The organism is Arthrobacter sp. B2I5, assembly GCF_030816735.1.
In the GTDB taxonomy this organism is placed as follows: Bacteria; Actinomycetota; Actinomycetes; order Actinomycetales; family Micrococcaceae; genus Arthrobacter.
The window spans coordinates 1,059,477-1,085,245 of sequence record NZ_JAUSYF010000001.1; the positions used below are offsets into that span (position 1 = coordinate 1,059,477).

A 25,769-nucleotide genomic window follows, 5' to 3' on the forward strand; every position below is an offset into this window, starting at 1 on the left:
GGTGGAGGGGCAACGCCTCGCGTAAGCTGGAAGTACCAAAGACCGTCGGTTGTTGGAAATCCACTCTCCTGAACATGGCTCAACTCTGTAGTTGTGCGCTGGAGGCCACAGTGGCTTTCCGGACGAAGGACCCTCAACGCAGGGCGGCCGGCGCAGGTGAACGAAGCAAAGTTCCACGGTACAGCCGTGTTGAGCCAAGCCCCGTGCATCTGCGCGGGGCGTTTTTAGTTTTAGCTCTCTTGAGCGGGGACCGTCGAATACCGGCACTATCCCCGGAAGGAGGGTTATGGCAACGCCTACCAAGGTTTCAGCAGTAGCTGAGATCACTAACGATTTCAAGGAATCGAACGCCGCTGTCCTGACCGAATACCGCGGGCTCACCGTTGCACAGCTCAAGCAGCTGCGTGTTTCTCTCGGCCAGGACACCAAGTTCGCGGTCGTCAAGAACACCCTGACCGCCATTGCAGCCAAGGAAGCCGGCGTCGAAGCATTCGACGGCCAGCTTGCCGGCCCCACTGCAATCGCGTTCATCAAGGGTGACGCAGTTGCCGCTGCCAAGAGCCTGACGGATTTTGCCAAGGCCAACAAGCAGCTGGTCATCAAGACCGGTTACTTCGAGGGCAAGGCGCTGGACGCCACCGAGGTTGCCGCACTTGCTGCCCTCGAGTCCCGTGAGCTGCAGCTCGCCAAGGTTGCAGGTCTCCTCAAGGCCCCCGCTGCCGCAGCCGCACGCATCATCGACGCACTGCGCCTCAAGCTTGAAGAAGAGAACGGTGCACCGGCAGCTGCCGAAGCGCCCGCCGCTGAAGAAGCCCCTGCCGCTGAAGCTGAAGCTGCCGCTGAAGCTCCCGCTGCCGAAGAGAACTAATTCTCTTACCCCCACCAGACTCCGGTGCCCGTCCGGCCACACGCCGTTCGGACACCACAACAGGAAGGACGCCTACCATGGCGAAGCTCAGCAACGAAGAGCTCATTGAAGCTTTCAAGGAACTGACCATCATCGAGCTCTCCGAGTTCGTCAAGCTCTTCGAAGAGACCTTTGAAGTTACCGCCGCTGCTGTTGCAGTTGCCGGCCCCGCCGGTGGCGGAGCTGCTGAAGAGGTTGAAGAGAAGACCGACTTCGACGTCATCCTCGAAGCTGCCGGCGACAAGAAGATCGCAGTCATCAAGGAAGTTCGCGCCATCACCTCCCTCGGCCTCAAGGAAGCCAAGGACCTGGTTGACGGTGCCCCCAAGGCTGTCCTCGAAGGCGCCAACAAGGAAGCTGCCGAGAAGGCCAAGGAGCAGCTCGAGGCTGCAGGCGCTACCGTTACCCTCAAGTAACAACGCCTTTTCCTTCGGAAACCCCGTCCACTCCGGTGGGCGGGGTTTCCTGCTTTAAGCGGCACTCCTGCTTTAAGCGGCGCTCCTGCTTACACGGGGTCGCTGATGTCCGCCACCACGGCGTCCAATGCTTGGGTCAGGGCGTCGGCGTCGACGAAGGCGCTGTAACCGTGGGCGCCGGCTCCCATGGAGATCCGGCGTCCGGTGATCGTGGCGTCGGCATAGACCGGCCAGGGGGTGGTGCTCCCCAGCGGGGTGATGGTGCCCCGTTCGTAACCGGTGGCCTCCAGGGCGGTGTGGGCGGGCGGGAGGGACAGCTTGTTGACTCCCACCAGGGCCCGGAGCTTGGGCCAGGAGATCTGCCGGTCGCCCGGGATCAGGGCGAACAGGAAGGTGCCGTCCTTGTGCTTGACCACCAGGGACTTGACGATGTCCGCCGGGCTGATGCCCAGGATGCCGGCGGCCTCTTCGAGGCTTTTGGCAGCGGGGCGCTCCACCACGTCAACCTGCAGGCCCCGGGCGGCGGCGTCGGCCAGGAAGCGTTCCCGTCCGACGCCGTCCGTCCCGTTTGGAGTTGGGCCCGCCATCAGTCGCGGTACAGCAGGAGGGCTTCGCCCTGCCCGCCCCCGCCGCAGAGGGACACCGCGGCCTTGCCCGTTCCGCGCCGTTTCAGCTCATGGGCGGCATGGGCCGCAAGCCGTGCCCCCGATGCCCCGATAGGGTGCCCCAGGGCGATGGCACCGCCGTGGATGTTGCACTTCTCCAGGGGGTAGTCCAGGTCCTTGAGGGACTGCACGGCCACGGAGCCGAAAGCCTCGTTGATCTCGATGAAGTCGAGGTCTGCAGTGCTCCACCCGGCCTTGCCCAGGGCGTTCATGATGGCGTTTGACGGCTGGGAATGCAGTGAGTTGTCGGGGCCGGCCACCTGCCCCGGCTTTCCCACCACGACCAGGTACTCCAGTCCGTGCTCCTCCGCATAGCCGCGGGAGGCGAGCACCAGGGCGGCTGCGCCGTCGGACAGGGGAGATGAGTTGCCGGCGGTGATGGTCCCATCGGTCACGAAGGCTGCCCGCAGGCCGGCCAGCGACTCAACCGAGGTGTTGGGGCGCACGCCTTCATCGGTGTCCACCACCAAGGGCTCACCCTTACGCTGCTTGACGCTGATTGGTGCGATCTCGCCGTCGAACGTTCCGTTCTTTGCCGCCAGCGCCGCCCGCTGGTGGGACTGCGCGGCCACGTTGTCCTGCGAGGTGCGGTCAATGCCCAGGGTGAGGTTGCGGGTCTCGGTGGACAGGCCCATCGACTGCCCGTCAAAGGCGTCGGTCAGCCCGTCATGCGCGGCAGCATCCAGGGCCTGGATCGAGCCGTACGTCCACCCCTGGCGGGAACCCGGGAGCAGGTGCGGCGCCCGGCTCATCGATTCCTGGCCGCCTGCCACCACCACGGCGGCCTCGCCGGCGCGGATCATCCTCGCCGCGTCGATCACCGCAGTCAGGCCGGACAGGCACACCTTATTAACTGTCACCGAGGGGACATTCCACCCGACGCCGGCGCCGACGGCGCTCTGGCGCGCGGGATTCTGCCCCGCTCCTGCCTGCAGCACCTGGCCCATGATCACGGCCTCCACATCACCTGCGTCCACGCCGCTTGATTCCAGGGCGGCCCTGATGGCGTGGGCGCCGAGGTCCACCGCTGTAAGGCTGGAGAGTTGGCCGTTGATCCGGCCCTGCGGAGTCCGCGCTGCCCCAAGGATGACAACGTCATTGCTGTCAGGAGAGTTGGCCATGGTTACCACTTTCAATCCGGTTCCGGTGTAAGCCACCAAGGCTATCGTGAGCCTGGTCACCCATCTATTCAAACGCTGGAACCGCTATGTGCATTCCTGGGGCAGGGGAGAAGTCCCCATTGCCGGCGTTATGCACGACGCCGGCCGCTTGCGTAGGGTAGACGGCGAGGCTTTGCAGGGGGAGTGCTTTGCAGGGGGACATAAGGTCCGCGGCCGGGACGGACGGAGCGAGAACGTGAAGAAGGCTACCGCAGGGGTCATCGCCGCCACGGCTGCACTGACGGGCGGGGTGCTGGCCGGCTGTTCGGTGTCCACGCCGGCCCCGGCGGAACCGGTCAAGCCGACGGCGTCCCCTGCGTCAACGCGGGACGTCGCCGCCAGCAGCCCTGCAGCCGGTGCTGGCACCGCAAGCCAGGGCGCCAAGGCAACCGGAACCCGGGAAGCCTGCGAACTCTTCAACAAACTGGTGGTGGACTACGCCGCAGTTTCACCCACCGACTCCAAGGGCTACGAGGACGTCTACCTGAAGGCCCAGGACGCCAAGGACAGCGTCACCGGGGACCTGCAGGGCCTGTTCGCTTCACTTAGCCTGCTGGCCATCGACCACTCATCCGCAGCGGAGTCCGGCGGCAAGCCGGCCCAGGAGTCCCAGGACGCCGTGCGGGATGCAGTCTTCGCAAACTCCGCGGCCTGCACGGCGGAAGGTGTCACGCTGCGGCTCTAGCAGGCGCCAGCGCAGGCGCGGGGAGGTTGCTGCGGGAGTCCGCGAAATCAAGTGCTTGCAATCCGGCCGGAAGTGGGGTAGACACGTAGGTTGTTTTGCCGTATCGTAGATATTTGCGTCTTCCCTGTTTACCTTCAGCCTTCATATAGCGGTGGGCTTTGCCTGGCAGCTGGCAATCAACGTGCCGTAACAACGGTCACAGCATAGTCAGTCCAGGCCCCGGGTCATATAGCGGAACCGGATGGTAGCGCTGCGGAGTCACTCCGCAGGGTGCACAGCGGGGGAGATCTGAAAACGCCTGAAGGTCTGTGGAAGGATCCCTCTTGGTCGCCTCGAGCACCTCTAATAACGAAACCGCTAACACTGCCGACAGCACTGATGGTGCCACTCGCCGGCTCTCATTCGCAAAGATTCACGAACCTCTTGACGTTCCGAATCTGCTTGCCCTGCAGACGGACAGCTTTGACTGGCTGGTCGGCAACGAGCGCTGGCAGGCACGCGTGGCAAAGGCTGTCGAAGAAAACGATCTCAGCGTCGCCACCACGTCCGGCCTGTCGGACATCTTCGAAGAGATCTCCCCGATCGAGGATTTCCAGGGCACCATGTCCCTGAGCTTCTCCGATCCGGAGTTCGCTGACCCCAAGTACACCATGGCCGAGTGCAAGGACCGGGACGCAACGTACTCGGCTCCGCTGTACGTCAAGGCCGAGTTCATGAACAACAACACGGGCGAAATCAAGCAGCAGACCGTGTTCATGGGTGACTTCCCGCTGATGACCGAGAAAGGCACCTTCGTCGTCAACGGCACCGAGCGTGTCGTCGTCTCCCAGCTGGTCCGTTCCCCGGGCGCCTACTTCGAGCGCGCCGCGGACAAGACCAGCGACAAGGACATCTTCACCGCGAAGATCATCCCGTCCCGCGGTGCGTGGTTCGAGCTCGAGATCGACAAGCGTGACCAGGTCGGTGTCCGCCTCGACCGCAAGCGCAAGCAGTCCGTCACCGTGCTGCTGAAGGCCCTCGGCTGGACCGAAGGCCAGATCCTCGAAGAGTTCGGTCAGTACGACTCCATGCGGGCAACCCTGGAGAAGGACGCCACCGAGACCCGCGAAGACGCCCTGCTGGACATCTACCGCAAGCTGCGTCCGGGCGAGCCGCCCACCGTCGAGGCTGCCCAGTCCCTGCTGGACAACCTGTACTTCAACTCCAAGCGCTACGATCTGGCCAAGGTTGGCCGTTACAAGATCAACCGCAAGCTGGGCATCGACCGCTCCCTTGGCGACAAGGAAGCCTCTGTCCTGCACGTTGAAGACATCGTGGCCATGATCAAGTTCCTCGTCGCGCTGCACGCCGGCGAGAAGACCATCAAGGGCACCCGCGATGGCCAGGAAGTGGACCTGCGCGTCGAGATCGACGACATCGACCACTTCGGCAACCGCCGCATCCGCGCCGTCGGCGAGCTCATCGAGAACCAGGTCCGCACCGGCCTGTCCCGCATGGAGCGCGTTGTCCGCGAGCGTATGACCACCCAGGACGTCGAGGCCATCACGCCGCAGACCCTGATCAACATCCGCCCCGTGGTTGCTGCCATCAAGGAGTTCTTCGGAACCTCCCAGCTGTCGCAGTTCATGGACCAGAACAACCCGCTCTCGGGCCTGACCCACAAGCGCCGCCTGTCGGCCCTTGGCCCCGGTGGTCTGTCCCGTGACCGCGCCGGCATGGAAGTCCGTGACGTGCACCCGTCCCACTACGGACGTATGTGCCCCATCGAAACCCCTGAAGGCCCGAACATTGGTCTGATCGGTTCGCTGGCATCCTACGGACGCATCAACCCGTTCGGCTTCATCGAGACCCCGTACCGCCTGGTCAAGGACGGCGTTGTGTCCGACGACGTCCAGTACCTGACGGCCGACGACGAGGCTGAGGTCCTGATCGCCCAGGCCAACGCGCCGCTGGACGAGAACAACAAGTTTGCTGAAGACACCGTCCTGGTGCGTGCACGTGGTGGTGGAGGCGAGCCCGTCCTGGTTCCCGCCGAGGACGTTGAGTTCATGGACGTCTCCCCGCGCCAGATGGTGTCCGTGGCTACCGCCCTGATCCCGTTCCTGGAGCACGACGACGCCAACCGCGCACTCATGGGTGCCAACATGCAGCGCCAGGCTGTGCCGCTGGTCCGTTCCGAGGCTCCGTTCGTGGGCACCGGCATGGAGCGCGCCGCCGCCGTCGACGCCGGTGACGTTGTCATCGCCAAGAAGGCCGGTGTGGTCACCGAGGTTTCCGCCGAGCTCGTCATCATGCTCAACGACGACGGCACCGAGACCAACTACCGCATCAACAAGTTCGCCCGCTCCAACCAGGGCAACTGCTACAACCACCGCGTCCTGGTGAACGAAGGCCAGCGCCTGGAAGTTGGCGGCATCATCGCCGACGGCCCGGCAACTGACCAGGGTGAACTCGCACTGGGCAAGAACCTGCTCGTGGCATTCATGTCATGGGAAGGCCACAACTTCGAGGACGCCATCATCCTCTCGCAGCGCATCGTTGCCGAGGACGTCCTTTCCTCCATCCACATCGAGGAGCACGAGATCGATGCCCGCGACACCAAGCTTGGTGCCGAGGAAATCACCCGTGACATCCCCAACGTGTCCGAGGAAGTCCTGGCCGGCCTGGACGAGCGCGGCATCATCCACATCGGTGCCGAGGTTGAAGCAGGAGACATCCTGGTTGGAAAGGTCACCCCGAAGGGTGAAACCGAACTGACCCCGGAAGAGCGCCTCCTGCGCGCCATCTTCGGCGAGAAGTCCCGCGAAGTCCGCGACACCTCCCTGAAGGTGCCCCACGGCGAGTCCGGCACCGTCATCGGCGTACGCGTCTTCGACCGCGACAACGACGACGAGCTGCCCCCGGGCGTGAACCAGCTGGTCCGCGTCTACGTGGCCGCCAAGCGCAAGATCACCGACGGCGACAAGCTCGCCGGCCGCCACGGCAACAAGGGTGTTATCTCCAAGATCCTTCCCGTTGAGGACATGCCCTTCCTTGCCGACGGTACCCCCGTTGACATCGTCCTGAACCCGCTGGGTGTTCCGGGCCGTATGAACGTGGGCCAGGTGCTCGAAACCCACCTTGGCTGGGTTGCCAAGACCGGTTGGAAGATCGAAGGCGAGCCCGAGTGGGTCAAGCAGCTGCCGAACCTGCCGCGCGAGAGTGGTCCCACCACTGTTGCAACGCCGGTGTTCGACGGTGCCCGCGAAGAGGAAATCACGGGCCTGCTGGACTCCACCAACGTGACCCGCGATGGTGACCGCCTGATCAACTCCTCCGGCAAGACCCGCCTGTTTGACGGCCGCTCCGGCGAGCCGTTCCCGGATCCGATCTCGGTCGGCTACATGTACATCCTGAAGCTCCACCACCTGGTGGACGACAAGATCCACGCACGCTCCACCGGCCCGTACTCCATGATCACGCAGCAGCCGCTGGGTGGTAAGGCACAGTTCGGTGGCCAGCGCTTCGGAGAAATGGAAGTGTGGGCGCTCGAAGCTTACGGCGCCGCCTACACGCTCCAGGAACTCCTCACGATCAAGTCGGATGACATCCACGGCCGCGTGAAGGTCTACGAAGCGATCGTCAAGGGCGAGAACATCCCCGAACCGGGCGTTCCCGAATCCTTCAAGGTCTTGATCAAGGAAATGCAGTCGCTGTGCCTGAACGTGGAAGTTCTTTCCACGGACGGAACCACAATTGAAATGCGTGACTCTGATGACGCAGTCTTCACGGCTGCGGAGGAACTGGGCATCGATCTGTCTCGCGCAGAGCCCAGCTCCGTAGAAGAGGTCTAGCAGGCGGTTGACGACGGCGGGTGACCACCCGCCGTCGTACGCCCCCTCCCTCATCCCGCACCTAAGACTTCAGAATTTAGAGAACAAGAGAGAACAGGGACCATATGTCCAGCGAATCCTCCTTCGGCCTCATGCAGATCGGCCTCGCCACCGCGGAAGACATCCGCGGCTGGTCGTACGGCGAGGTTAAGAAGCCGGAAACCATCAACTATCGCACGCTCAAGCCCGAGAAGGACGGCCTCTTCTGCGAGAAGATCTTCGGCCCGTCCCGGGACTGGGAATGCTACTGCGGCAAGTACAAGCGCGTGCGCTTCAAGGGCATCATTTGTGAGCGCTGTGGCGTTGAAGTCACCCGCGCCAAGGTCCGCCGTGAGCGCATGGGCCACATCGAACTGGCCGCACCTGTAACCCACATCTGGTACTTCAAGGGTGTTCCCTCCCGCCTGGGCTATCTCCTTGACCTGGCTCCGAAGGACCTTGAAAAGGTCATCTACTTCGCTGCCTACATGATCACCAGCGTCGATGAAGCTGCCCGTCACGAGGAACTGCCCAACCTGCAGGTTGAGCACGACATCGAGAAGAAGCAGCTGATCGACAACCGCGACGCTGACATCGCTGCGATCGCCCGCGACCTCGAAGGCGAAATCGCACGCCTCGAGGGCGAAGGCGCCAAGGCTGCCGACAAGAAGAAGGCCCGCGACTCCGCCGACCGCCAGATGGCCAACGTGCGCAAGCGTGCCGACGCCGACATCGAGCGCCTCGAGCAGGTCTGGGACCGCTTCAAGAACCTCAAGGTCGCCGACCTCGAAGGTGACGAAGGCCTGTACCGCGAACTGCGCGACCGCTACGGCATGTACTTCGAAGGCTCCATGGGTGCCGAAGCCATCAAGAAGCGCCTTGAGAACTTCGACATGCAGGCCGAGTCCGACCTGCTGCGCGACGTCATCGCCAACGGCAAGGGCCAGCGCAAGACCCGCGCCCTCAAGCGCCTGAAGGTGGTCAACGCGTTCCTGACCACCAACAACAGCCCGCTTGGCATGGTCCTGGACGCCGTCCCGGTGATCCCGCCGGAACTGCGCCCCATGGTCCAGCTGGACGGTGGCCGCTTCGCGACCTCCGACCTCAACGACCTGTACCGCCGCGTGATCAACCGCAACAACCGCCTCAAGCGCCTGCTTGACCTCGGTGCTCCGGAGATCATCGTCAACAACGAGAAGCGCATGCTTCAGGAAGCTGTTGACAGCCTCTTCGACAACGGCCGCCGCGGCCGTCCGGTCACCGGACCGGGCAACCGTCCGCTGAAGTCCCTGAGCGACATGCTCAAGGGCAAGCAGGGCCGTTTCCGCCAGAACCTCCTCGGCAAGCGCGTCGACTACTCCGGCCGTTCGGTCATTGTGGTCGGCCCGCAGCTGAAGCTGCACCAGTGCGGCCTGCCCAAGCAGATGGCACTGGAGCTCTTCAAGCCGTTCGTGATGAAGCGCCTGGTTGACCTCAACCACGCCCAGAACATCAAGTCGGCCAAGCGGATGGTGGAGCGCTACCGCCCGCAGGTCTGGGACGTGCTGGAAGAGATCATCACCGAACACCCGGTGCTGCTCAACCGTGCACCTACCCTGCACCGCCTGGGTATCCAGGCGTTCGAGCCGCAGCTTGTTGAAGGCAAGGCAATCCAGCTTCACCCGCTGGTTTGTGGCGCCTTCAACGCCGACTTCGACGGCGACCAGATGGCAGTCCACCTGCCGCTCAGCCCCGAGGCCCAGGCTGAGGCCCGCATCCTGATGCTGTCCTCGAACAACATCCTGAAGCCCTCTGACGGACGCCCGGTCACCCTGCCCTCGCAGGACATGATCATCGGCCTGTACCACCTGACCACCAAGCGCAAGGGGTCAGCCGGCGAAGGCCGCATCTTCGGTTCGGTTTCCGAAGCCATCATGGCGTTCGACGCCCGCGAGCTGCACCTGAACTCGCAGGTCAAGATCCGCCTCGAAGGCTTCGTGCCTTACGCCGGCTGGGAAGCTCCGGAAGGCTGGGAGCCGGGTCAGCCCGCACTCGTCCAGACCTCCCTGGGCCAGGTTCTCTTCAACGAGACCCTGCCCGAGGACTACCCCTGGGTTGAGGCTGTTGCCGACAAGGGCGAACTTTCCCGCATCGTCAACGACCTCGCCGAGCGCTACCCGAAGGTTGTCACCGCGGCAACGCTGGACAACCTGAAGGATGCCGGTTTCTACTGGGCCACCCGTTCAGGCGTCACCGTCGCCATCTCCGACATCGAGGTCCCGGCCGCCAAGCCGGAAATCCTTGCCGGGTACGAGGAGCGGGCCGCCAAGATCCAGGGCCAGTACGACAAGGGCCTGATCGACGACGACGAGCGCCGCCAGGAACTGATCGAGATCTGGAACAAGGCCACCAACGACATCGCCTCAGTGATGCGTGAAAGCCTGTCCCCGATGAACACCATCAACCGCATGGTGTCCTCTGGTGCACGTGGTAACTGGATGCAGGTCCGCCAGATCGCGGGTATCCGTGGCCTGGTGGCCAACCCGAAGGGTGAGATCATCCCGCGCCCCATCAAGTCCTCCTACCGTGAGGGCCTGTCGGTGCTGGAATACTTCATCGCCACGCACGGTGCCCGTAAGGGTCTGGCCGATACCGCCCTGCGTACCGCCAACTCGGGTTACCTGACCCGTCGTCTGGTGGACGTCTCGCAGGACGTCATCGTCCGTGAAGAGGACTGCGGCACCGAACGTGGCCTGGTCACGCCGATCGCCGTCGCCGACTCCAACGGTGAGCTCGTCCTGGACGAGAACGTCGAGAACAGCGCCTACGCACGTACGCTGGCCGTCGACGTCGTGGACTCCGAGGGCAATGTCCTCGCAGCCGCCGGCACCGACTGCGGCGACGTCGTTATCGACGAGCTCTTCAAGGCAGGCATCACCGAGGTCAAGGTCCGCTCCGTACTCACCTGTGAGTCCAGCGTCGGCACCTGCGCCCTGTGCTACGGCCGTTCGCTGGCCACCGGCAAGACCGTGGACATCGGAGAGGCCGTGGGCATCATCGCCGCACAGTCCATCGGTGAGCCCGGTACCCAGCTGACCATGCGTACGTTCCACACCGGTGGTGCTGTCTCCGCCGGCGGTGGCGACGACATCACCCAGGGTCTGCCCCGTATCCAGGAGCTCTTCGAAGCCCGTACTCCCAAGGGTGTTGCCCCGATTGCTGAAGCAGCCGGCCGCATCACCATCGAAGAGTCCGAGCGCCAGATGCGCCTGGTCATCACCCCGGATGACGGAACGGAAGAGATCGCTTACCCGGTCCTGCGCCGTTCACGCCTGCTGATCGAAGACGGCGACCACGTCTCCGTTGGACAGAAGCTGATCAACGGCCCGGTGGACCCCAAGCAGGTCCTGCGCATCATGGGTCCGCGTGCGGCACAGAAGTTCCTGGTGGACGAAGTCCAGGGCGTGTACCGCAGCCAGGGCATCGGTATCCACGACAAGCACGTCGAGGTTATCGTCCGCCAGATGCTGCGCCGCGTCACGGTCATCGAGTCCGGCGAATCGGACCTGCTGCCCGGCGAGCTCGCCGAGCGCAGCCGGTTCGAGGAAGCGAACCGCCGCGTTGTGTCCGAGGGCAAGACTCCGGCTTCCGGACGTCCTGAGCTCATGGGCATCACCAAGGCGTCGCTGGCCACCGAGTCCTGGCTGTCCGCAGCTTCCTTCCAGGAGACCACCCGCGTCCTGACGCAGGCGGCCATGGAAGGCAAGAGCGATCCGCTGCTCGGCCTGAAGGAAAACGTCATCATCGGTAAGCTGATCCCGGCCGGCACGGGCCTCCCGCGCTACACCGAGGTCACCGTGGAGCCCACTGAGGAAGCAAAGGCCAACCTGTTCACCGGCCCCAGCGCATTCAGTGACTTCTCGTACGACACCCTGGGCGGTGACGGGGCTCCCGAGTTCCATGCCATCCCGCTGGATGACTACGACCTGGGCAACGACTTCCGGTAACCAACTCCGGTAGAGCCTTACAAAGGGATGGTCCCGCACCGCAAGGTGGGGGACCATCCCGCTTTAACCCATCGATTGCTCCGTACCTGTCGTTTTCATCGCTCCAAACGACAACTACGGAGCAATCGATGGGGGAGGGACCCCGATTAAGGCATGGAGCCCGTCCATGCTAGACTTGTTACCAATTGTTATTGTGGCAGTGGATGAGAGCGCCGGTTTCAGCTGAAAGGCTGGGCCAGAGCGACGTTTCCGGTTTGCAGGGTTCTTGTGCAACGTATGCCACATTTTTGCATGCCTAGGGACTTGTCCGACACCAGTCGCCCCCGGGAATGCGATCCGACTATTAAGGCTTCGCCTTCGCCGCCCTGGAGATCTTCTTCAAGGCCCGGGCGGCGGGGCAACGCAACAGGAGAGTGGCCGGAAACAGCCACTCCGGAAAAACGGAGAACACGAGAGTGCCTACGATTAACCAGCTGGTCCGCAAGGGCCGCACGCCTAAGGTCTCAAAGACCAAGGCTCCCGCGCTTAAGGGCAGCCCCATGCGCCGCGGTGTCTGCACCCGCGTCTACACCACCACCCCGAAGAAGCCGAACTCGGCTCTGCGTAAGGTGGCCCGTGTGCGCCTCAACGGCGGCGTGGAAGTTACCGCCTACATCCCCGGTGTTGGCCACAACCTGCAGGAGCACTCCATTGTGCTCGTTCGCGGTGGTCGTGTTAAGGACCTCCCGGGTGTCCGCTACAAGATCGTCCGTGGCGCCCTCGATACCCAGGGTGTGAAGAACCGTAAGCAGGCCCGCAGCCGCTACGGCGCAAAGATGGAGAAGAAGTAATATGCCTCGCAAGGGTCCGGCCCCCAAGCGGCCGCTCGTTTCGGATCCGGTATACGGTTCCCCGCTGGTAACCCAGCTCATCAACAAGGTGCTCGTTGACGGCAAGAAGTCCACGGCAGAGCGCATCGTCTACGGTGCACTCGAAGGCGCACGCGCCAAGTCCGGCGGCGACCCCGTTGCAGCCCTGAAGAAGGCCATGGACAACGTCAAGCCTTCGCTCGAGGTCCGCTCCCGCCGCGTCGGTGGCGCCACCTACCAGGTTCCGGTTGAGGTCAAGCCGGGCCGCTCCACCGCACTCGCCCTGCGCTGGCTGGTTGGCTACTCCAAGGCCCGCCGTGAAAAGACGATGACCGAGCGCCTCCAGAACGAAATCCTGGATGCCTCCAACGGTCTCGGTGCCGCTGTGAAGCGTCGCGAAGACACCCACAAGATGGCCGAGTCCAACAAGGCCTTCGCACACTACCGCTGGTAATACTCCCCGGACGCCGCCGGCTCGATCGAGCCGGCGGCGAACGCGTAGTCCATCCCAAAAGGAGACCCCGTGGCACAGGACGTGCTTACCGACCTTAGTAAGGTCCGCAATATCGGCATCATGGCCCACATTGATGCCGGCAAGACCACCACAACCGAGCGCATCCTGTTCTACACGGGTGTGAACCACAAGATCGGCGAAACGCACGACGGCGCTTCGACCACCGACTGGATGGAACAGGAAAAGGAACGCGGCATCACCATCACGTCTGCCGCCGTGACCTGCTTCTGGGAAAACAACCAGATCAACATCATCGACACCCCGGGCCACGTGGACTTCACGGTTGAGGTTGAGCGCTCCCTGCGCGTCCTCGACGGTGCAGTTGCCGTGTTCGACGGCAAGGAAGGTGTTGAGCCGCAGTCTGAGACCGTTTGGCGCCAGGCTGACAAGTACAACGTCCCGCGTATCTGCTTCGTCAACAAGATGGACAAGCTGGGCGCTGACTTCTACTTCACCGTAGACACCATCATCAGCCGCCTCGGTGCCAAGCCGCTGGTCATGCAGCTGCCCATCGGTGCCGAGAACGACTTCATCGGCGTCGTGGACCTGCTCTACATGCGCGCTCTGGTGTGGCCCGGCGATGCCAAGGGTGACGTGACCATGGGTGCCAAGTACGAGATCCGTGAGATCCCGGCTGACCTCCAGGAAAAGGCCGAGGAGTACCGCGCGAACCTCGTTGAGACGGTCGCAGAGTCCTCCGAGGAACTCATGGAGAAGTACCTCGAGGGTGAAGAGATCTCGATCGACGAGCTCAAGGCCGGCATCCGCAAGATGACCATCAACTCTGAGCTGTACCCGATCTTCTGCGGTTCCGCCTTCAAGAACCGCGGCGTTCAGCCCATGCTCGATGCAGTTGTGGACTACCTGCCGAACCCGCTCGACGTCCCGCCGATGGTCGGCCACGACCCCCGCGACGAAGAGAAGGAACTGACCCGCAAGCCTTCTTCCGAAGAGCCGTTCTCCGCACTGGCCTTCAAGATTGCTGCGCACCCGTTCTTCGGCCAGCTCACCTTCATCCGCGTGTACTCCGGTCACGTGGAAGCAGGCGCCCAGGTGGTCAACTCCACCAAGGGCAAGAAAGAGCGCATCGGCAAGCTGTTCCAGATGCACGCCAACAAGGAAATGCCCGTTGAGGGCGCTACCGCCGGCCACATCTATGCAGCGATCGGTCTGAAGGACACCACCACAGGCGATACCCTGTGCGACTCCGCCAACCAGATCGTGCTCGAGTCCATGAGCTTCCCGGAGCCCGTGATCTCGGTTGCCATCGAGCCGAACACCAAGGGTGACCAGGAGAAGCTCTCCACGGCCATCCAGAAGCTCTCCGCTGAGGACCCCACCTTCCAGGTGTCCCTCAACGAAGACACCGGCCAGACCATCATCGCCGGCATGGGCGAGCTCCACCTGGACATCCTGGTGGACCGCATGCGACGCGAATTCAAGGTCGAGGCCAACGTGGGCAAGCCCCAGGTCGCCTACCGCGAAACCATCAAGCGCGCCGTCGAACGCCACGACTACACGCACAAGAAGCAGACCGGTGGTTCGGGTCAGTTCGCAAAGATCCAGATTGCCATCGAGCCGCTGGACACCGCCGAGGGCGAGCTGTACGAGTTCGAGAACAAGGTCACCGGTGGCCGCGTTCCCCGCGAGTACATCCCGTCTGTTGACGCGGGCATCCAGGACGCGCTGAACGACGGCGTCCTGGCGGGCTACCCGGTTGTCGGCATCAAGGCCACGCTGATTGACGGCGCGTACCACGATGTTGACTCCTCCGAAATGGCCTTCAAGATCGCCGGCCGTATGGCTTTCAAGGAAGCTGCACGCAAGGCGAACCCGGTCCTGCTCGAACCGCTGATGGATGTCGAGGTCCGCACCCCTGAGGAATACATGGGTGAAGTTATCGGTGACCTCAACTCCCGCCGTGGCCAGATGCAGTCCATGGAAGATGCACAGGGCGTCAAGGTCATCCGTGCGCACGTTCCGCTGTCCGGCATGTTCGGCTACATCGGTGACCTGCGCTCCAAGACCCAGGGCCGCGCTGTGTACTCCATGACGTTCAACAGCTACGCCGAGGTCCCGAAGGCTGTCGCCGACGAGATCATCCAGAAGTCCCGCGGCGAGTAGTCCTTCCGGACTTTCAAAGCGAACACCTCGGTTGGGCCGTCCGCCAGCGGACAGTTCAGCCGGTGCAGGTGGCCGGGCCGGCCGGATTTATCCGGCAAGCCGGTCCGGCCCCTGCGCGAACAGGCTCAGGGGATTAGTATTAGTTCCTGAATCTGCAATTTCACCAATCCAAAGCCCCCCAAGTAGACTTACCTGAGTTTCTGCCGCGGCAAGAGCGGCAGAAGGGTATGTCATTTGAAAACGTTCTAGGAGGAACCTGTGGCAAAGGCAAAGTTCGAGCGGACTAAGCCGCACGTCAACATCGGCACCATTGGTCACGTTGACCACGGTAAGACGACGCTGACGGCCGCCATTTCCAAGGTGCTGTACGACAAGTACCCGGATCTCAACGAGAAGCGCGACTTCGCGTCGATCGACTCTGCTCCCGAAGAGCGTCAGCGTGGCATTACCATCAACATCTCCCACGTGGAGTACCAGACCGAAAAGCGCCACTACGCACACGTAGACGCCCCGGGTCACGCTGACTACATCAAGAACATGATCACCGGTGCTGCCCAGATGGACGGCGCAATCCTCGTGGTTGCCGCTACCGACGGCCCGATGGCTCAGACCCGCGAGCACGTTCTGCTGGCCCGCCAGGTTGGTGTTCCCTACCTGCTGGTGGCCCTGAACAAGGCTGACATGGTTGACGATGAGGAACTGCTGGACCTCGTTGAAATGGAAGTTCGTGAGCTCCTGAGCTCGCAGGGCTTCGATGGTGACGAAGCTCCCGTGGTCCGCGTTTCCGGCCTGAAGGCTCTGGAAGGCGATCCCGAGTGGGTCAAGTCCGTTGAGGACCTGATGGCTGCTGTCGACGAGTCCGTTCCGGACCCCGTACGTGACCGCGACAAGCCGTTCCTGATGCCGATCGAAGACGTCTTCACGATCACCGGCCGTGGCACCGTTGTTACGGGCCGCGCCGAGCGTGGAACCCTCGCCATCAACTCCGAGGTCGAGATCGTCGGCATCCGCCCGGTCCAGAAGACCACGGTTACCGGTATCGAGATGTTCCACAAGCAGCTCGACGAAGCATGGGCCGGCGAGAACTGTGGCCTCCTGCTCCGCGGTCTGAAGCGCGACGATGTCGAGCGTGGCCAAGTTGTCGTCAAGCCGGGTTCCATCACCCCGCACACCGACTTCGAGGCCAACGTCTACATCCTCTCCAAGGACGAAGGCGGACGTCACAACCCGTTCTACTCCAACTACCGCCCGCAGTTCTACTTCCGTACCACGGACGTAACCGGCGTTATCACCCTGCCCGAGGGCACGGAAATGGTTATGCCTGGCGACAACACTGAGATGACCGTTGCGCTCATCCAGCCGATCGCTATGGAAGAGGGCCTCGGCTTCGCTATCCGCGAAGGCGGCCGCACCGTTGGTTCGGGACGTGTTACCAAGATCATCAAGTAATACTTGCTGAACTGAAGGGACAGCCCCGCTGCACTAGCAGCGGGGCTGTCCTTTTTCGTTAACAGGCCACTGATACTGTTGCAGCACTGAAAGGAGATCATCATGGGATGGCTTATTTTCCTGATCATCGCGGTTGCCGTTGTAGCCGGAGTGATCTGGACCCGGAAGCATTTCCGGCGCGAGATTGACCGGGCCAAGCGGATCAACAGGGCAAACAAGAACCTGTAAGCAGAGCAGCAAAGCAGCCATCTGCCGGTAGCCCTTATTCCTACTTTTCGGTATGCCTAAATTCGCGCTATCCTCGTTGTATTGACGCCCGCAACGACGAGGACACGTGATGGCTGTTTCAACATTGACGGCGGAATCCGCCACCACCGGGTTCTGGTCCCGCCTGCTGCTGCTCGGGCCTGCGTTCGTCGCAGCCATTGCCTATGTGGACCCCGGTAATGTCGCGGCGAACCTGACCGCCGGTGCCAGCTTCGGATACCTCCTGGTTTGGGTTCTTGTGGCGGCCAACGGGATGGCCGTGCTGATCCAGTACCAGTCAGCCAAGCTGGGGCTTGCCACCGGCATGAGCCTGCCGGAAATTCTCGGCCAGCGCCTGGGTACGCGCCGCCGTCGCGCGTACTGGGTTCAGGCTGAGGTGGTTGCCGGGGCCACCGACATGGCTGAAGTCATCGGTGGGGCCGTGGCCCTCAACCTGCTGTTCGGACTGCCCCTGCTGACGGGCGGAGTCATTATCGGCCTCGCGTCCATGCTGCTGCTGACACTGCAATCGCACCGCAGCCAAAAATCCTTCGAATTCGCCATCCTCACCCTGCTGGGCGTGATTGCGGTCGGGTTCGTTTCGGGACTGTTCGTCGCACCGCCGGATGCCGGGGGAGCCCTGGCCGGGCTGGTGCCCCGGTTCGAGGGAACCGATACGGTTCTGCTCGCGGCGAGTATGCTCGGCGCCACCGTCATGCCGCACGCCATTTACCTGCACTCAGCCCTTGCCCGCGACCGGCACGGCTTCTCCGAAGATCCAGCCGTCAGGACCCGCCTGATCCGGACCACCCGGGTGGATGTCGCCGGCGCTTTGTTGCTTGCCGGCGTCGTCAATATCGCCATGCTGTTGCTGGCCGCCTCCAGCCTTCGCGGCGTGGAGGGCACCGACACGATTGCCGGTGCCCATGCTGCGGTGACGTCCGCACTCGGGCCGGTGATCGGCGTCGTCTTCGCCGTGGGCCTCCTGGCGTCCGGCCTGGCATCCACCTCGGTGGGATGCTATGCGGGCGCCACCATCATGGGCGGCCTGCTGAAGGTGCGGATTCCGCTGCTGGCGCGCCGCACAGTCACGCTGATTCCTGCGCTTGCGGTCCTGGGCGCCGGCATCGAACCCACGCTGGCATTGGTCCTCAGCCAGGTCCTCCTGAGTTTCGGCATTCCGTTCGCCCTGATTCCATTGATCCGGCTCACCGGCAGCCGCAAGGTGATGGGCATCCACGCCGACTCGAAGCCGCTGCGGATCGCCGGATGGACCAGCGCCACCCTGATCGTCGGCCTGAACTGCGTCCTGATCTTCCTTACGGTGCTGGGGCAGGGTTAACGGTCCCGCTATGCACTACACCTGCCGGTGGCTCCGCGCCCTGGACAGCGCCTGGTACCAGTAGAAGGACCGTTTTGGCTTCCGCTCAAGAGTCTCGAAGTCCACGTGCACCAGGCCAAACCGCTGAGAGTAACCTGCGGCCCACTCAAAGTTGTCCATCAGCGTCCACACGTAGTAGCCGCGCAGGTCAACGCCCTCCGCAATGCCGCCAGGGGCAGTAGCCTCGAGTGCCGCGCCGAGATGCGTCGCCAGGTACTCCACCCTGTCCGTATCCTCCAGCGTCTCCGAAACACTGTCAGGTTCAGGGAAGCTGGCACCGCCCTCAGTGATGTACACCGGCGGGAGGGCCTCCCCGTACCGGTCCCGCATTTCCTGCAGCAGGATTCCCAGATGGTCCGGGGCTACCGGCCAGCCGAATCCGGTGCTGCCGAACTCCGCGTAGCCAACCTCATGGAAGGGCAGCTTGGCCACTTCCTTGTGCATGTCGGCAGGCATTGGTGTGATGCCGGGCCCCAGGGCCACCTTGACCGGGAAGTAATAGTTGAGCCCGTAGAAGTCCAGCGGCTGGTGGATGGTGCGGAGGTCGGCATCGGAGATTTTTCCGAGGGAGCGGAGCCAGGGCTTGGCGTACAACGGCAGGGTGGGATACCGGCCCAGCAGGACGGGGTCCGCGTAGATTCTGTTGGCCAGCAGGTCGTACAGATGCGCCACCAGCCGGTCACCGATCTTCCGGCTGGCGGGCCTCACGGGCGAGTGCAGGTTGGTCAGGCCGATGCCCCCAGTACCTCCGGCCGCCCGCAGCGCCTGCACGCCCAGCCCGTGCGCCAGGAGTTGGTGGTGGATGGAGGGAAGCGCGTTGAACATCAACCGGCGCCCGGGTGCATGCACGCCCAGGGCATATCCGTTCAAGGTGACCGAAACGGGTTCGTTCAGGGTGACCCATTCCGCAACCCGGTCACCGAATCGTTCACCGGCAACCCTGGCATACTCGCCAAACCGCTCTGCCGTGTCCCGGTTCAGCCAGCCGCCACGGTGTTCCAGGGGCAACGGGGTGTCCCAGTGGTAGAGCGTGGCCATGGGGGAGATGCCGGCCTCGAGGAGCTGGTCAATCAACCGGTCATAGAAGTCCAGGCCCTCCGCATTGAAACCGCTCTGGCCGTCCGGCTGGATGCGCGGCCAGGAGAGCGAAAACCGGTAGGAGTCAACGCCCAGCTCCTTGAGCAGTGCCACATCCTCGGGGAACCTGTTGTAGTGATCGCAGGCCACGGCGGGGGAGTGGCCGTCCTGGATGGCGCCAGGCTTTTCCGCAAAGGCGTCCCAGCCCGATGGTCCACGGCCGCCGGCCTTGAGTGCGCCTTCGATCTGGAACGCCGCCGCTGCGACGCCAAGAGTGAACGACGGCGGCACGCGTCCGGCCAGTTCGGTCACCGATTCAGTGCCTTCCAGAGTCATTCCCCTATCATCCAGCGCGTACCGGTCCCCGGCAATGCCCGGCAATGGCTCTTGAACAGGCCCAATCGTCAGCCGATTCGCATCTGCAGCGGATTTCCGGCATACTAGATGAGTTGTTCAAGCGCTTCTTCGCGTCCCGATCCGGATAATGCCGGGTGCAGGGTCCAAGCTGAAGACCAAACATAACCCACCCCAATGGAATTGCGGATTTGTATGCGTGTTCAGCGCGACACGCCCGACCGCGGGGGTCGGTTACGCCGGCAGGTTGAGGAACCCGGAGTCATTCGGATTCAGCTTGTGCGGCGGATGGTGGTTACGACCTCAAATGCTTCGGCAGCCATACAACGAGTAAGTGAACAGGGCAGCCCTAAACCGGGGAAGCACAGACTGAAAGAGAGTCAGGCGACATGGCGGGACAAAAAATCCGCATCCGGCTGAAGTCATACGACCACGAGGTCATTGACGTTTCAGCACGGAAGATCGTTGAGACGGTCACGCGCGCAGGCGCAACGGTAGTCGGCCCCGTGCCGCTGCCGACGGAGAAGAACGTGTACTGCGTAATCCGCTCTCCGCACAAGTACAAGGACAGCCGCGAGCACTTTGAAATGCGCACGCACAAGCGTCTTATCGACATCATCGATCCCACGCCGAAGGCTGTTGACTCGCTCATGCGTCTTGACCTGCCGGCTGACGTGAACATCGAAATCAAGCTGTAGGGAGGTGCTGAGAAACTATGACCGCAACCCGTAACGTAAAGGGCCTGCTGGGCACGAAGCTCGGCATGACCCAGGTCTGGGACGAGAACAACAAGCTCATCCCCGTCACTGTGGTCCAGGCAGACTCGAACGTCATCACCCAGCTGCGCAACGCAGAAGCTGATGGCTACGTCGCCGTTCAGATCGGCTACGGCCAGATCGATCCCCGCAAGGTCACCAAGCCGCTGGCTGGTCACTTTGAAAAGGCAGGCGTCACGCCTCGCCGCCACGTCGTCGAACTCCGTACCGCAGATGCTGCCGAGTACGAGCTGGGCCAGGAGCTCTCCGTAGAGGTCTTCGAAGCCGGCCAGAAGATCGACGTCATCGGCACCACCAAGGGTAAGGGCTTCGCCGGTGTTATGAAGCGTCACGGCTTCCACGGCGTTGGAGCTTCCCACGGTGCCCACAAGAACCACCGTAAGCCCGGTTCAATCGGTGGCGCATCCACCCCGAGCCGCGTCTTCAAGGGCATGAAAATGGCCGGCCGCATGGGCGCCGTTCGTCACACCACGCTGAACCTCACGGTCCACGCGGTTGACGTCGAGAAGTCGCTGCTCCTTATCAAGGGTGCCGTTCCCGGCGCCCGCGGCCAGGTCGTCCTCGTACGCACCGCCGTGAAGGGAGCCTAATTCAATGGCTAACACTGTCCAGGTTGACCTGCCTGCAGAGATCTTCGACGTTCAGACCAACGTGCCGCTGCTGCACCAGGTTGTCGTTGCCCAGCTCGCTGCTGCCCGCCAGGGAACCCACAAGACCAAGACCCGCGCTGAAGTTTCCGGTGCAGGACGCAAGCCGTTCAAGCAGAAGGGCACGGGCCGCGCCCGCCAGGGTTCAATCCGTGCTCCGCACATGACCGGCGGTGGCATTGTCCACGGTCCCACCCCGCGTGACTACAGCCAGCGCACCCCCAAGAAGATGATTGCTGCTGCACTGCGCGGCGCACTGTCTGACCGGGCACGCAACGGTCGCATCCACGTTGTCGCAGAACTGGTTGAAGGTACCAAGCCCTCCGCCAAGACCGCACTGGCAACGCTCCGCGGTGTTTCCGACCGCAAGAACCTGCTGGTCGTCATCGAGCGCGATAACGACGTTGCCGCACTGTCCGTGCGCAACCTCGCCGGAGTTCACGTTCTGTACGTAGACCAGCTGAACACCTACGACGTTCTCGTCTCTGATGACGTTGTCTTCACCAAGGCTGCCTACGACGCATTCGTTGCCGCTAAGGCAGCTAAGAACGAGGAGGATGCCAAGTGAGTGCAGCCACCATCAAGGATCCCCGCGACGTCGTGCTTGCACCCGTCGTGTCGGAAAAGAGCTACGGCCTGATCGACGAGGGCAAGTACACCTTCCTGGTGGACCCCCGTTCGAACAAGACCGAGATCAAGCTGGCCGTGGAGAAAATCTTCTCCGTCAAGGTCGAATCGATCAACACCATCAACCGTGCCGGTAAGCGCAAGCGCACCAAATTCGGATGGGGTACCCGCAAGAACACCAAGCGTGCGATTGTCACCCTCAAAGAAGGCACCATCGACATCTTCGGCGGTCCGCTCGCGTAGCGGAGACCACTTTAACGAGGAAATAAATTATGGGAATCCGTAAGTACAAGCCGACTACCCCGGGCCGTCGTGGCTCGAGCGTAGCGGACTTCATCGAAATTACGCGGTCGACGCCGGAAAAGTCGTTGGTACGTCCGCTGCCCAAAAAGGGCGGCCGTAACAACACCGGTAAGATCACCACCCGTCACAAGGGTGGCGGACACAAGCGCCAGTACCGTCTGATCGACTTCCGTCGCCACGACAAGGACGGCGTCAACGCCCGCGTTGCCGAAATCGAGTACGATCCGAACCGCACGGCTCGCATCGCCCTCCTGCACTACGTTGATGGCACCAAGCGTTACATCATCGCTCCCAACAAGCTCTCCCAGGGTGACGTTGTTGAGGCAGGTGCCGGTGCTGACATCAAGCCCGGTAACAACCTGCCGCTGCTCAACATCCCGGTGGGTACCGTCATCCACGCAGTGGAGCTGCGTCCGGGTGGCGGCGCCAAGATGGGCCGCTCTGCCGGCGCATCCATCCAGCTTGTTGCCAAGGAAGGCCGTTTCGCCCAGCTGCGCCTGCCTTCCGGTGAAATCCGCAACGTTGACGTGCGCTGCCGCGCAACCGTCGGCGAGGTGGGCAACGCCGAGCAGTCGAACATCAACTGGGGCAAGGCCGGCCGTATGCGGTGGAAGGGCGTCCGCCCGACCGTCCGTGGTGTTGCCATGAACCCGGTTGACCACCCGCACGGTGGTGGCGAGGGTAAGACGTCCGGTGGACGTAACCCCGTCAACCCGAACGGTAAGCGGGAAGGCCGCACCCGCCGCCCCAACAAAGAGAGCGACAAGCTTATTGTGCGTCGCCGTCGTACTGGCAAGAACAAGCGATAGGAGCCTGGACACATGCCACGCAGCCTGAAAAAAGGTCCTTTCGTTGACCAGCACCTCTTTGTGAAGGTAGCCAGGGAAAACGAAAAGGGCACCAAGAACGTCATCAAGACCTGGTCCCGCCGTTCGATGATCATCCCCGACATGCTCGGGCACACGATCGCCGTACACGACGGACGCAAGCACATCCCGGTGTTTGTCACTGAGTCGATGGTCGGGCACAAGCTCGGCGAATTCGCTCCCACGCGGACTTTCCGCGGCCATGTCAAGGACGACCGTAAGGGCAAGCGCCGCTAGGCGCCTGCGTTTACGTCAAAGACGAGAGAAGGAAAGCAATGGAAGCCAAGGCAATTGCGCGCCACATCCGCGTAACGCCTATGAAGGCCCGGCGCGTCGTCAACCTTGTTCGTGGATTGCAAGCGAATGAGGCTCTGGCAATTCTGAAGTTTGCCCCGCAGGCAGCTTCGGAGCCGGTATTCAAGGTAGTTCAGTCGGCAATCTCCAACGCCCGGGTCCTCGCGGACCGCGACGGCGTGGCGTTTGACGAAGGCGACCTCATCATCAGCGAAGCGTTTGTTGATGAAGGCCCGACCATGAAGCGGTTCCAGCCGCGTGCCCAGGGTCGTGCATTTCAGATCAAGAAGCGCACCAGCCACATCACCGTGGTAGTCGCTACCCCGGAGAAAGAGGAGGCTCGCTAAGTGGGACAGAAAGTAAACCCGCACGGGTTCCGACTCGGCATCACCACCGATCACGTATCGCACTGGTTCGCTGACAGCACCAAGGCCGGCCAGCGGTACAAGGACTTCGTTCGCGAAGACATCCGCATCCGCCAGCTCATGTCCACGGGCATGGAGCGCGCCGGTATCGCCAAGGTCGAAATCGAGCGCACCCGTGACCGTGTCCGCGTGGACATCCACACGGCCCGTCCCGGCATCGTCATCGGCCGCCGTGGAGCAGAAGCAGACCGCATCCGCGGCGAGCTCGAAAAGCTCACCGGCAAGCAGGTCCAGCTGAACATCCTCGAGGTCAAGAACCCCGAGATGGAAGCCCAGCTTGTGGCCCAGGGCGTTGCAGAGCAGCTGACTTCCCGCGTGGCGTTCCGCCGTGCGATGAAGAAGGCCATGCAGTCCGCACAGCGTGCAGGTGCCAAGGGCATCCGTATCGCCTGCTCGGGCCGCTTGGGTGGCGCTGAAATGTCCCGCTCGGAGTTCTACCGCGAAGGCCGTGTGCCCCTGCACACCCTCCGCGCGAACATCGACTACGGCTTCTACGAAGCCAAGACCACCTTCGGCCGCATCGGTGTGAAGGTCTGGATCTACAAGGGTGACGTCACCGCCAAGGAACTGGCTGCACAGGCTGCTGCCGCACCGTCCCGCGGTGGCCGTGGCGAACGTCCCGGCCGTCCGGGGGGCGCTGACCGTGGTGACCGCCGCCGTCGCAACGACCGCCCGGCCGCTGACGCAGCTCCTGCTGCTGAAGCACCGGCAGTTGAAGCAGCACCTGCTGCTGCAGAAGGAGGACAGGCTTAAATGCTTATCCCACGTCGAGTAAAGCACCGTAAGCAGCACCACCCGGGTCGTTCCGGCGCTGCTACGGGCGGTACCCAGGTCTCCTTCGGTGAGTACGGCATCCAGGCCCTGAGCCCGGCATACGTCACCAACCGTCAGATCGAGTCCGCTCGTATCGCGATGACCCGCCACATCAAGCGTGGCGGTAAGGTCTGGATCAACATCTACCCGGACCGTCCCCTGACCAAGAAGCCGGCCGAAACCCGCATGGGTTCCGGTAAGGGTTCACCGGAATGGTGGGTCGCCAACGTCAAGCCGGGCCGGGTTCTCTTCGAACTCTCCGGTGTCAATGAAGAGGTAGCTCGCGAGGCCCTGCGCCTTGCAATCCACAAGCTGCCGTTGAAGGCACGCATTGTGCGTCGCGAGGGTGGTGAATAGAAATGGCAGTAGGATCCAAGGATCTGGCTCCCGCACAGCTGGACGGTTTCGACAACGAGCGTCTCGTTGAAGAACTCCGCAAGGCCAAGGAAGAGCTGTTCAACCTGCGTTTCCAGTCCGCCACCGGACAGCTGGAGAACCACGGTCGCCTGCGCGCGGTAAAGAAGGACATCGCCCGCATCTACACCGTTCTCCGCGAACGCGAGCTGGGCATTCGTGCCGAGGTTGCCGCACCGGTTGTGGAAGCCAAGGAAGAGAAGAAGTCCAAGAAGGCTTCAACCAAGAAGGCCGACAAGGCTGAAAAGGCTGAGACCGAGGAGGACGCCAAGTGAGTGAAAAGGACCAGAACGTGACCGAAACTGCTACCGCAGCCAAGGCTGGGCAGCGCGGTTACCGCAAGACCCGTCGCGGCTACGTGGTCTCCGACAAGATGGAAAAGACCATCGTTGTCGAGGTTGAAGACCGCGTGAAGCACGCACTGTACGGCAAGGTCATCCGCCGCACCTCCAAGGTCAAGGCGCACGACGAAGAGAACACCGCCGGCATCGGCGACCTCGTAGTCATCGCCGAGACCCGTCCGCTGTCCGCCACCAAGAACTGGCGGCTCGTGGAAATCCTCGAGAAGGCCAAGTAGCACCTGCTGCTTAGCTGTTGCCCCTGCTCCCTTCCGGGAGCGGGGGCTTCCTCGTTTAACCGGCAGCGTGGTTGCCGCCCGCGTCACGCCAGGCCGGCTTTGGAGGCAGCGGACGACGGCGGGGCCCGGGCTGGCGGGGGAGCGGCACCCTGGGTGCGCCGAAAGACTGCCGTGCGTGACGCCGTCGTCCGTCTTGCAGGGACGTCCTACCGTCTTGCAGGGCAGGGGACGGTGGTGATATGGGGACCGGCGGAAAACGTGCTAGGATATTGAGTTTGTATGGCGCCTTTCGCGCGCCATCATCAACCTCGTAAACAAGCGTGCCACAGCATAGTGCCCCTGTGCGCCCGGGATCCGTCCCGGA

At 62.9% G+C, this 25,769-nt stretch carries 25 protein-coding genes; 22 read left to right on the forward strand and 3 right to left on the reverse strand.

Features of this window, described 5'->3' with window-relative positions; translation table 11 throughout:
* Window positions 1-286 precede the first annotated feature (286 nt).
* Together rplJ and rplL are read left to right on the forward strand one after the other, a co-directional pair.
* Window positions 287-868, forward strand: a complete 582-nt coding sequence (gene rplJ, locus QFZ60_RS05080; protein ID WP_307088757.1) for a 50S ribosomal protein L10 — start codon at window positions 287-289, stop codon at window positions 866-868.
* A gap of 77 nt (window positions 869-945) precedes the next feature.
* Window positions 946-1,323, forward strand: a complete 378-nt coding sequence (gene rplL, locus QFZ60_RS05085; RefSeq protein WP_018769123.1) for a 50S ribosomal protein L7/L12 — start codon at window positions 946-948, stop codon at window positions 1,321-1,323.
* A gap of 89 nt (window positions 1,324-1,412) precedes the next feature.
* Here the strand turns inward: rplL and QFZ60_RS05090 are convergent, their stop codons facing one another.
* Together QFZ60_RS05090 and QFZ60_RS05095 are read right to left on the reverse strand one after the other, a co-directional pair.
* On the reverse strand, window positions 1,413-1,910 hold the full coding sequence (locus QFZ60_RS05090; RefSeq protein WP_307088760.1) for an aminoacyl-tRNA deacylase: 498 nt from the start codon (window positions 1,908-1,910) through the stop codon (window positions 1,413-1,415).
* Entirely contained in the window at window positions 1,910-3,109 is a 1,200-nt protein-coding gene (locus QFZ60_RS05095) for an acetyl-CoA C-acetyltransferase (RefSeq protein WP_307088762.1), read from the reverse strand. The genes QFZ60_RS05090 and QFZ60_RS05095 overlap by 1 nt, the downstream gene beginning before the upstream one ends.
* 235 nt (window positions 3,110-3,344) lie before the next feature.
* Between QFZ60_RS05095 and QFZ60_RS05100 the strand changes: the two genes are divergently transcribed.
* The 9 genes from QFZ60_RS05100 to QFZ60_RS05140 all read left to right on the forward strand — a co-directional run bounded on the left by QFZ60_RS05100 (window position 3,345) and on the right by QFZ60_RS05140 (window position 18,193).
* On the forward strand, window positions 3,345-3,833 hold the full coding sequence (locus QFZ60_RS05100; protein ID WP_307088764.1) for a hypothetical protein: 489 nt from the start codon (window positions 3,345-3,347) through the stop codon (window positions 3,831-3,833).
* 323 nt (window positions 3,834-4,156) lie between these two features.
* Window positions 4,157-7,666 (forward strand): DNA-directed RNA polymerase subunit beta, encoded by a 3,510-nt coding sequence (gene rpoB, locus QFZ60_RS05105; protein WP_141942688.1) that lies wholly within the window; start codon window positions 4,157-4,159, stop codon window positions 7,664-7,666.
* Window positions 7,667-7,770: 104 nt separating this feature from the next.
* Window positions 7,771-11,670, forward strand: a complete 3,900-nt coding sequence (locus QFZ60_RS05110; RefSeq protein WP_307088766.1) for a DNA-directed RNA polymerase subunit beta' — start codon at window positions 7,771-7,773, stop codon at window positions 11,668-11,670.
* A gap of 455 nt (window positions 11,671-12,125) precedes the next feature.
* Window positions 12,126-12,500 (forward strand): 30S ribosomal protein S12, encoded by a 375-nt coding sequence (gene rpsL, locus QFZ60_RS05115; protein WP_009358312.1) that lies wholly within the window; start codon window positions 12,126-12,128, stop codon window positions 12,498-12,500.
* A gap of 1 nt (window position 12,501) precedes the next feature.
* The gene (rpsG, locus tag QFZ60_RS05120; protein ID WP_003803829.1) at window positions 12,502-12,972 is read left to right on the forward strand and encodes a 30S ribosomal protein S7; all 471 of its coding nucleotides are present in this window, start codon (window positions 12,502-12,504) and stop codon (window positions 12,970-12,972) included.
* Between the two features lie 69 nt (window positions 12,973-13,041).
* Complete coding sequence (fusA, locus tag QFZ60_RS05125) at window positions 13,042-15,156, forward strand: elongation factor G (protein WP_142117238.1); 2,115 nt, start codon at window positions 13,042-13,044, stop codon at window positions 15,154-15,156.
* A 258-nt stretch (window positions 15,157-15,414) separates the two neighbouring features.
* Window positions 15,415-16,605: an elongation factor Tu gene (gene tuf / locus QFZ60_RS05130; RefSeq protein WP_056334246.1), complete on the forward strand. Its 1,191-nt coding sequence runs from the start codon at window positions 15,415-15,417 to the stop codon at window positions 16,603-16,605.
* Window positions 16,606-16,707: 102 nt separating this feature from the next.
* A complete protein-coding gene (locus QFZ60_RS05135) occupies window positions 16,708-16,833 on the forward strand; it encodes a hypothetical protein (protein ID WP_307088770.1) in 126 nt (41 codons plus the stop codon).
* A 109-nt stretch (window positions 16,834-16,942) separates the two neighbouring features.
* A complete protein-coding gene (locus QFZ60_RS05140) occupies window positions 16,943-18,193 on the forward strand; it encodes an Nramp family divalent metal transporter (protein WP_307088772.1) in 1,251 nt (416 codons plus the stop codon).
* 15 nt (window positions 18,194-18,208) lie between these two features.
* Here the strand turns inward: QFZ60_RS05140 and QFZ60_RS05145 are convergent, their stop codons facing one another.
* Window positions 18,209-19,645, reverse strand: coding sequence for a GH1 family beta-glucosidase (locus QFZ60_RS05145; RefSeq protein ID WP_307088774.1), 1,437 nt, complete (start codon window positions 19,643-19,645; stop codon window positions 18,209-18,211).
* 407 nt (window positions 19,646-20,052) lie between these two features.
* On the opposite strand from QFZ60_RS05145, the gene rpsJ reads away from it, so the two are divergent.
* From rpsJ to rpsQ, 11 genes are read left to right on the forward strand one after another with little or no spacing between them, the layout of a single operon-like run.
* Entirely contained in the window at window positions 20,053-20,361 is a 309-nt protein-coding gene (gene rpsJ / locus QFZ60_RS05150) for a 30S ribosomal protein S10 (RefSeq protein ID WP_003803825.1), read from the forward strand.
* Between the two features lie 17 nt (window positions 20,362-20,378).
* Window positions 20,379-21,029, forward strand: coding sequence for a 50S ribosomal protein L3 (gene rplC / locus QFZ60_RS05155; protein ID WP_013601833.1), 651 nt, complete (start codon window positions 20,379-20,381; stop codon window positions 21,027-21,029).
* 4 nt (window positions 21,030-21,033) lie between these two features.
* Window positions 21,034-21,654 (forward strand): 50S ribosomal protein L4, encoded by a 621-nt coding sequence (gene rplD / locus QFZ60_RS05160; protein ID WP_018769134.1) that lies wholly within the window; start codon window positions 21,034-21,036, stop codon window positions 21,652-21,654.
* Window positions 21,651-21,956, forward strand: coding sequence for a 50S ribosomal protein L23 (gene rplW, locus QFZ60_RS05165; protein ID WP_011692807.1), 306 nt, complete (start codon window positions 21,651-21,653; stop codon window positions 21,954-21,956). Before rplD ends, rplW begins: the two co-directional genes overlap by 4 nt.
* Before the next feature lie 29 nt (window positions 21,957-21,985).
* Window positions 21,986-22,825, forward strand: coding sequence for a 50S ribosomal protein L2 (gene rplB, locus QFZ60_RS05170; RefSeq protein ID WP_026264302.1), 840 nt, complete (start codon window positions 21,986-21,988; stop codon window positions 22,823-22,825).
* A 12-nt stretch (window positions 22,826-22,837) separates the two neighbouring features.
* Window positions 22,838-23,119, forward strand: a complete 282-nt coding sequence (gene rpsS / locus QFZ60_RS05175; RefSeq protein ID WP_003803803.1) for a 30S ribosomal protein S19 — start codon at window positions 22,838-22,840, stop codon at window positions 23,117-23,119.
* Between the two features lie 38 nt (window positions 23,120-23,157).
* Window positions 23,158-23,523 (forward strand): 50S ribosomal protein L22, encoded by a 366-nt coding sequence (gene rplV, locus QFZ60_RS05180; protein WP_009358304.1) that lies wholly within the window; start codon window positions 23,158-23,160, stop codon window positions 23,521-23,523.
* A complete protein-coding gene (gene rpsC, locus QFZ60_RS05185; protein WP_043454600.1) occupies window positions 23,524-24,354 on the forward strand; it encodes a 30S ribosomal protein S3 in 831 nt (276 codons plus the stop codon). It begins immediately after the preceding gene.
* Window positions 24,355-24,771, forward strand: coding sequence for a 50S ribosomal protein L16 (gene rplP / locus QFZ60_RS05190; protein ID WP_043454603.1), 417 nt, complete (start codon window positions 24,355-24,357; stop codon window positions 24,769-24,771).
* Between the two features lie 2 nt (window positions 24,772-24,773).
* Window positions 24,774-25,103: a 50S ribosomal protein L29 gene (gene rpmC / locus QFZ60_RS05195; RefSeq protein WP_018769136.1), complete on the forward strand. Its 330-nt coding sequence runs from the start codon at window positions 24,774-24,776 to the stop codon at window positions 25,101-25,103.
* Entirely contained in the window at window positions 25,100-25,405 is a 306-nt protein-coding gene (rpsQ, locus tag QFZ60_RS05200; protein ID WP_018769137.1) for a 30S ribosomal protein S17, read from the forward strand. Before rpmC ends, rpsQ begins: the two co-directional genes overlap by 4 nt.
* The last annotated feature ends 364 nt before the right edge of the window (window positions 25,406-25,769 follow it).

Coding starts and splice junctions, on each gene's coding strand:
- rplB (WP_026264302.1), top strand. CDS start 21,986: ATGGGAATCCGTAAGTACAAGCCGACTACCCCGGGCCGTCGTGGCTCG.
- rpsS (WP_003803803.1), top strand. CDS start 22,838: ATGCCACGCAGCCTGAAAAAAGGTCCTTTCGTTGACCAGCACCTCTTT.
- rplJ (WP_307088757.1), top strand. CDS start 287: ATGGCAACGCCTACCAAGGTTTCAGCAGTAGCTGAGATCACTAACGAT.
- QFZ60_RS05090 (WP_307088760.1), bottom strand. CDS start 1,910: ATGGCGGGCCCAACTCCAAACGGGACGGACGGCGTCGGACGGGAACGC.
- rplV (WP_009358304.1), top strand. CDS start 23,158: ATGGAAGCCAAGGCAATTGCGCGCCACATCCGCGTAACGCCTATGAAG.
- QFZ60_RS05145 (WP_307088774.1), bottom strand. CDS start 19,645: ATGACTCTGGAAGGCACTGAATCGGTGACCGAACTGGCCGGACGCGTG.
- rplC (WP_013601833.1), top strand. CDS start 20,379: ATGACCGCAACCCGTAACGTAAAGGGCCTGCTGGGCACGAAGCTCGGC.
- QFZ60_RS05110 (WP_307088766.1), top strand. CDS start 7,771: ATGTCCAGCGAATCCTCCTTCGGCCTCATGCAGATCGGCCTCGCCACC.
- rpsG (WP_003803829.1), top strand. CDS start 12,502: ATGCCTCGCAAGGGTCCGGCCCCCAAGCGGCCGCTCGTTTCGGATCCG.
- rplD (WP_018769134.1), top strand. CDS start 21,034: ATGGCTAACACTGTCCAGGTTGACCTGCCTGCAGAGATCTTCGACGTT.
- QFZ60_RS05095 (WP_307088762.1), bottom strand. CDS start 3,109: ATGGCCAACTCTCCTGACAGCAATGACGTTGTCATCCTTGGGGCAGCG.
- QFZ60_RS05135 (WP_307088770.1), top strand. CDS start 16,708: ATGGGATGGCTTATTTTCCTGATCATCGCGGTTGCCGTTGTAGCCGGA.
- rplL (WP_018769123.1), top strand. CDS start 946: ATGGCGAAGCTCAGCAACGAAGAGCTCATTGAAGCTTTCAAGGAACTG.
- QFZ60_RS05140 (WP_307088772.1), top strand. CDS start 16,943: ATGGCTGTTTCAACATTGACGGCGGAATCCGCCACCACCGGGTTCTGG.
- rpsJ (WP_003803825.1), top strand. CDS start 20,053: ATGGCGGGACAAAAAATCCGCATCCGGCTGAAGTCATACGACCACGAG.
- rpmC (WP_018769136.1), top strand. CDS start 24,774: ATGGCAGTAGGATCCAAGGATCTGGCTCCCGCACAGCTGGACGGTTTC.
- rplP (WP_043454603.1), top strand. CDS start 24,355: ATGCTTATCCCACGTCGAGTAAAGCACCGTAAGCAGCACCACCCGGGT.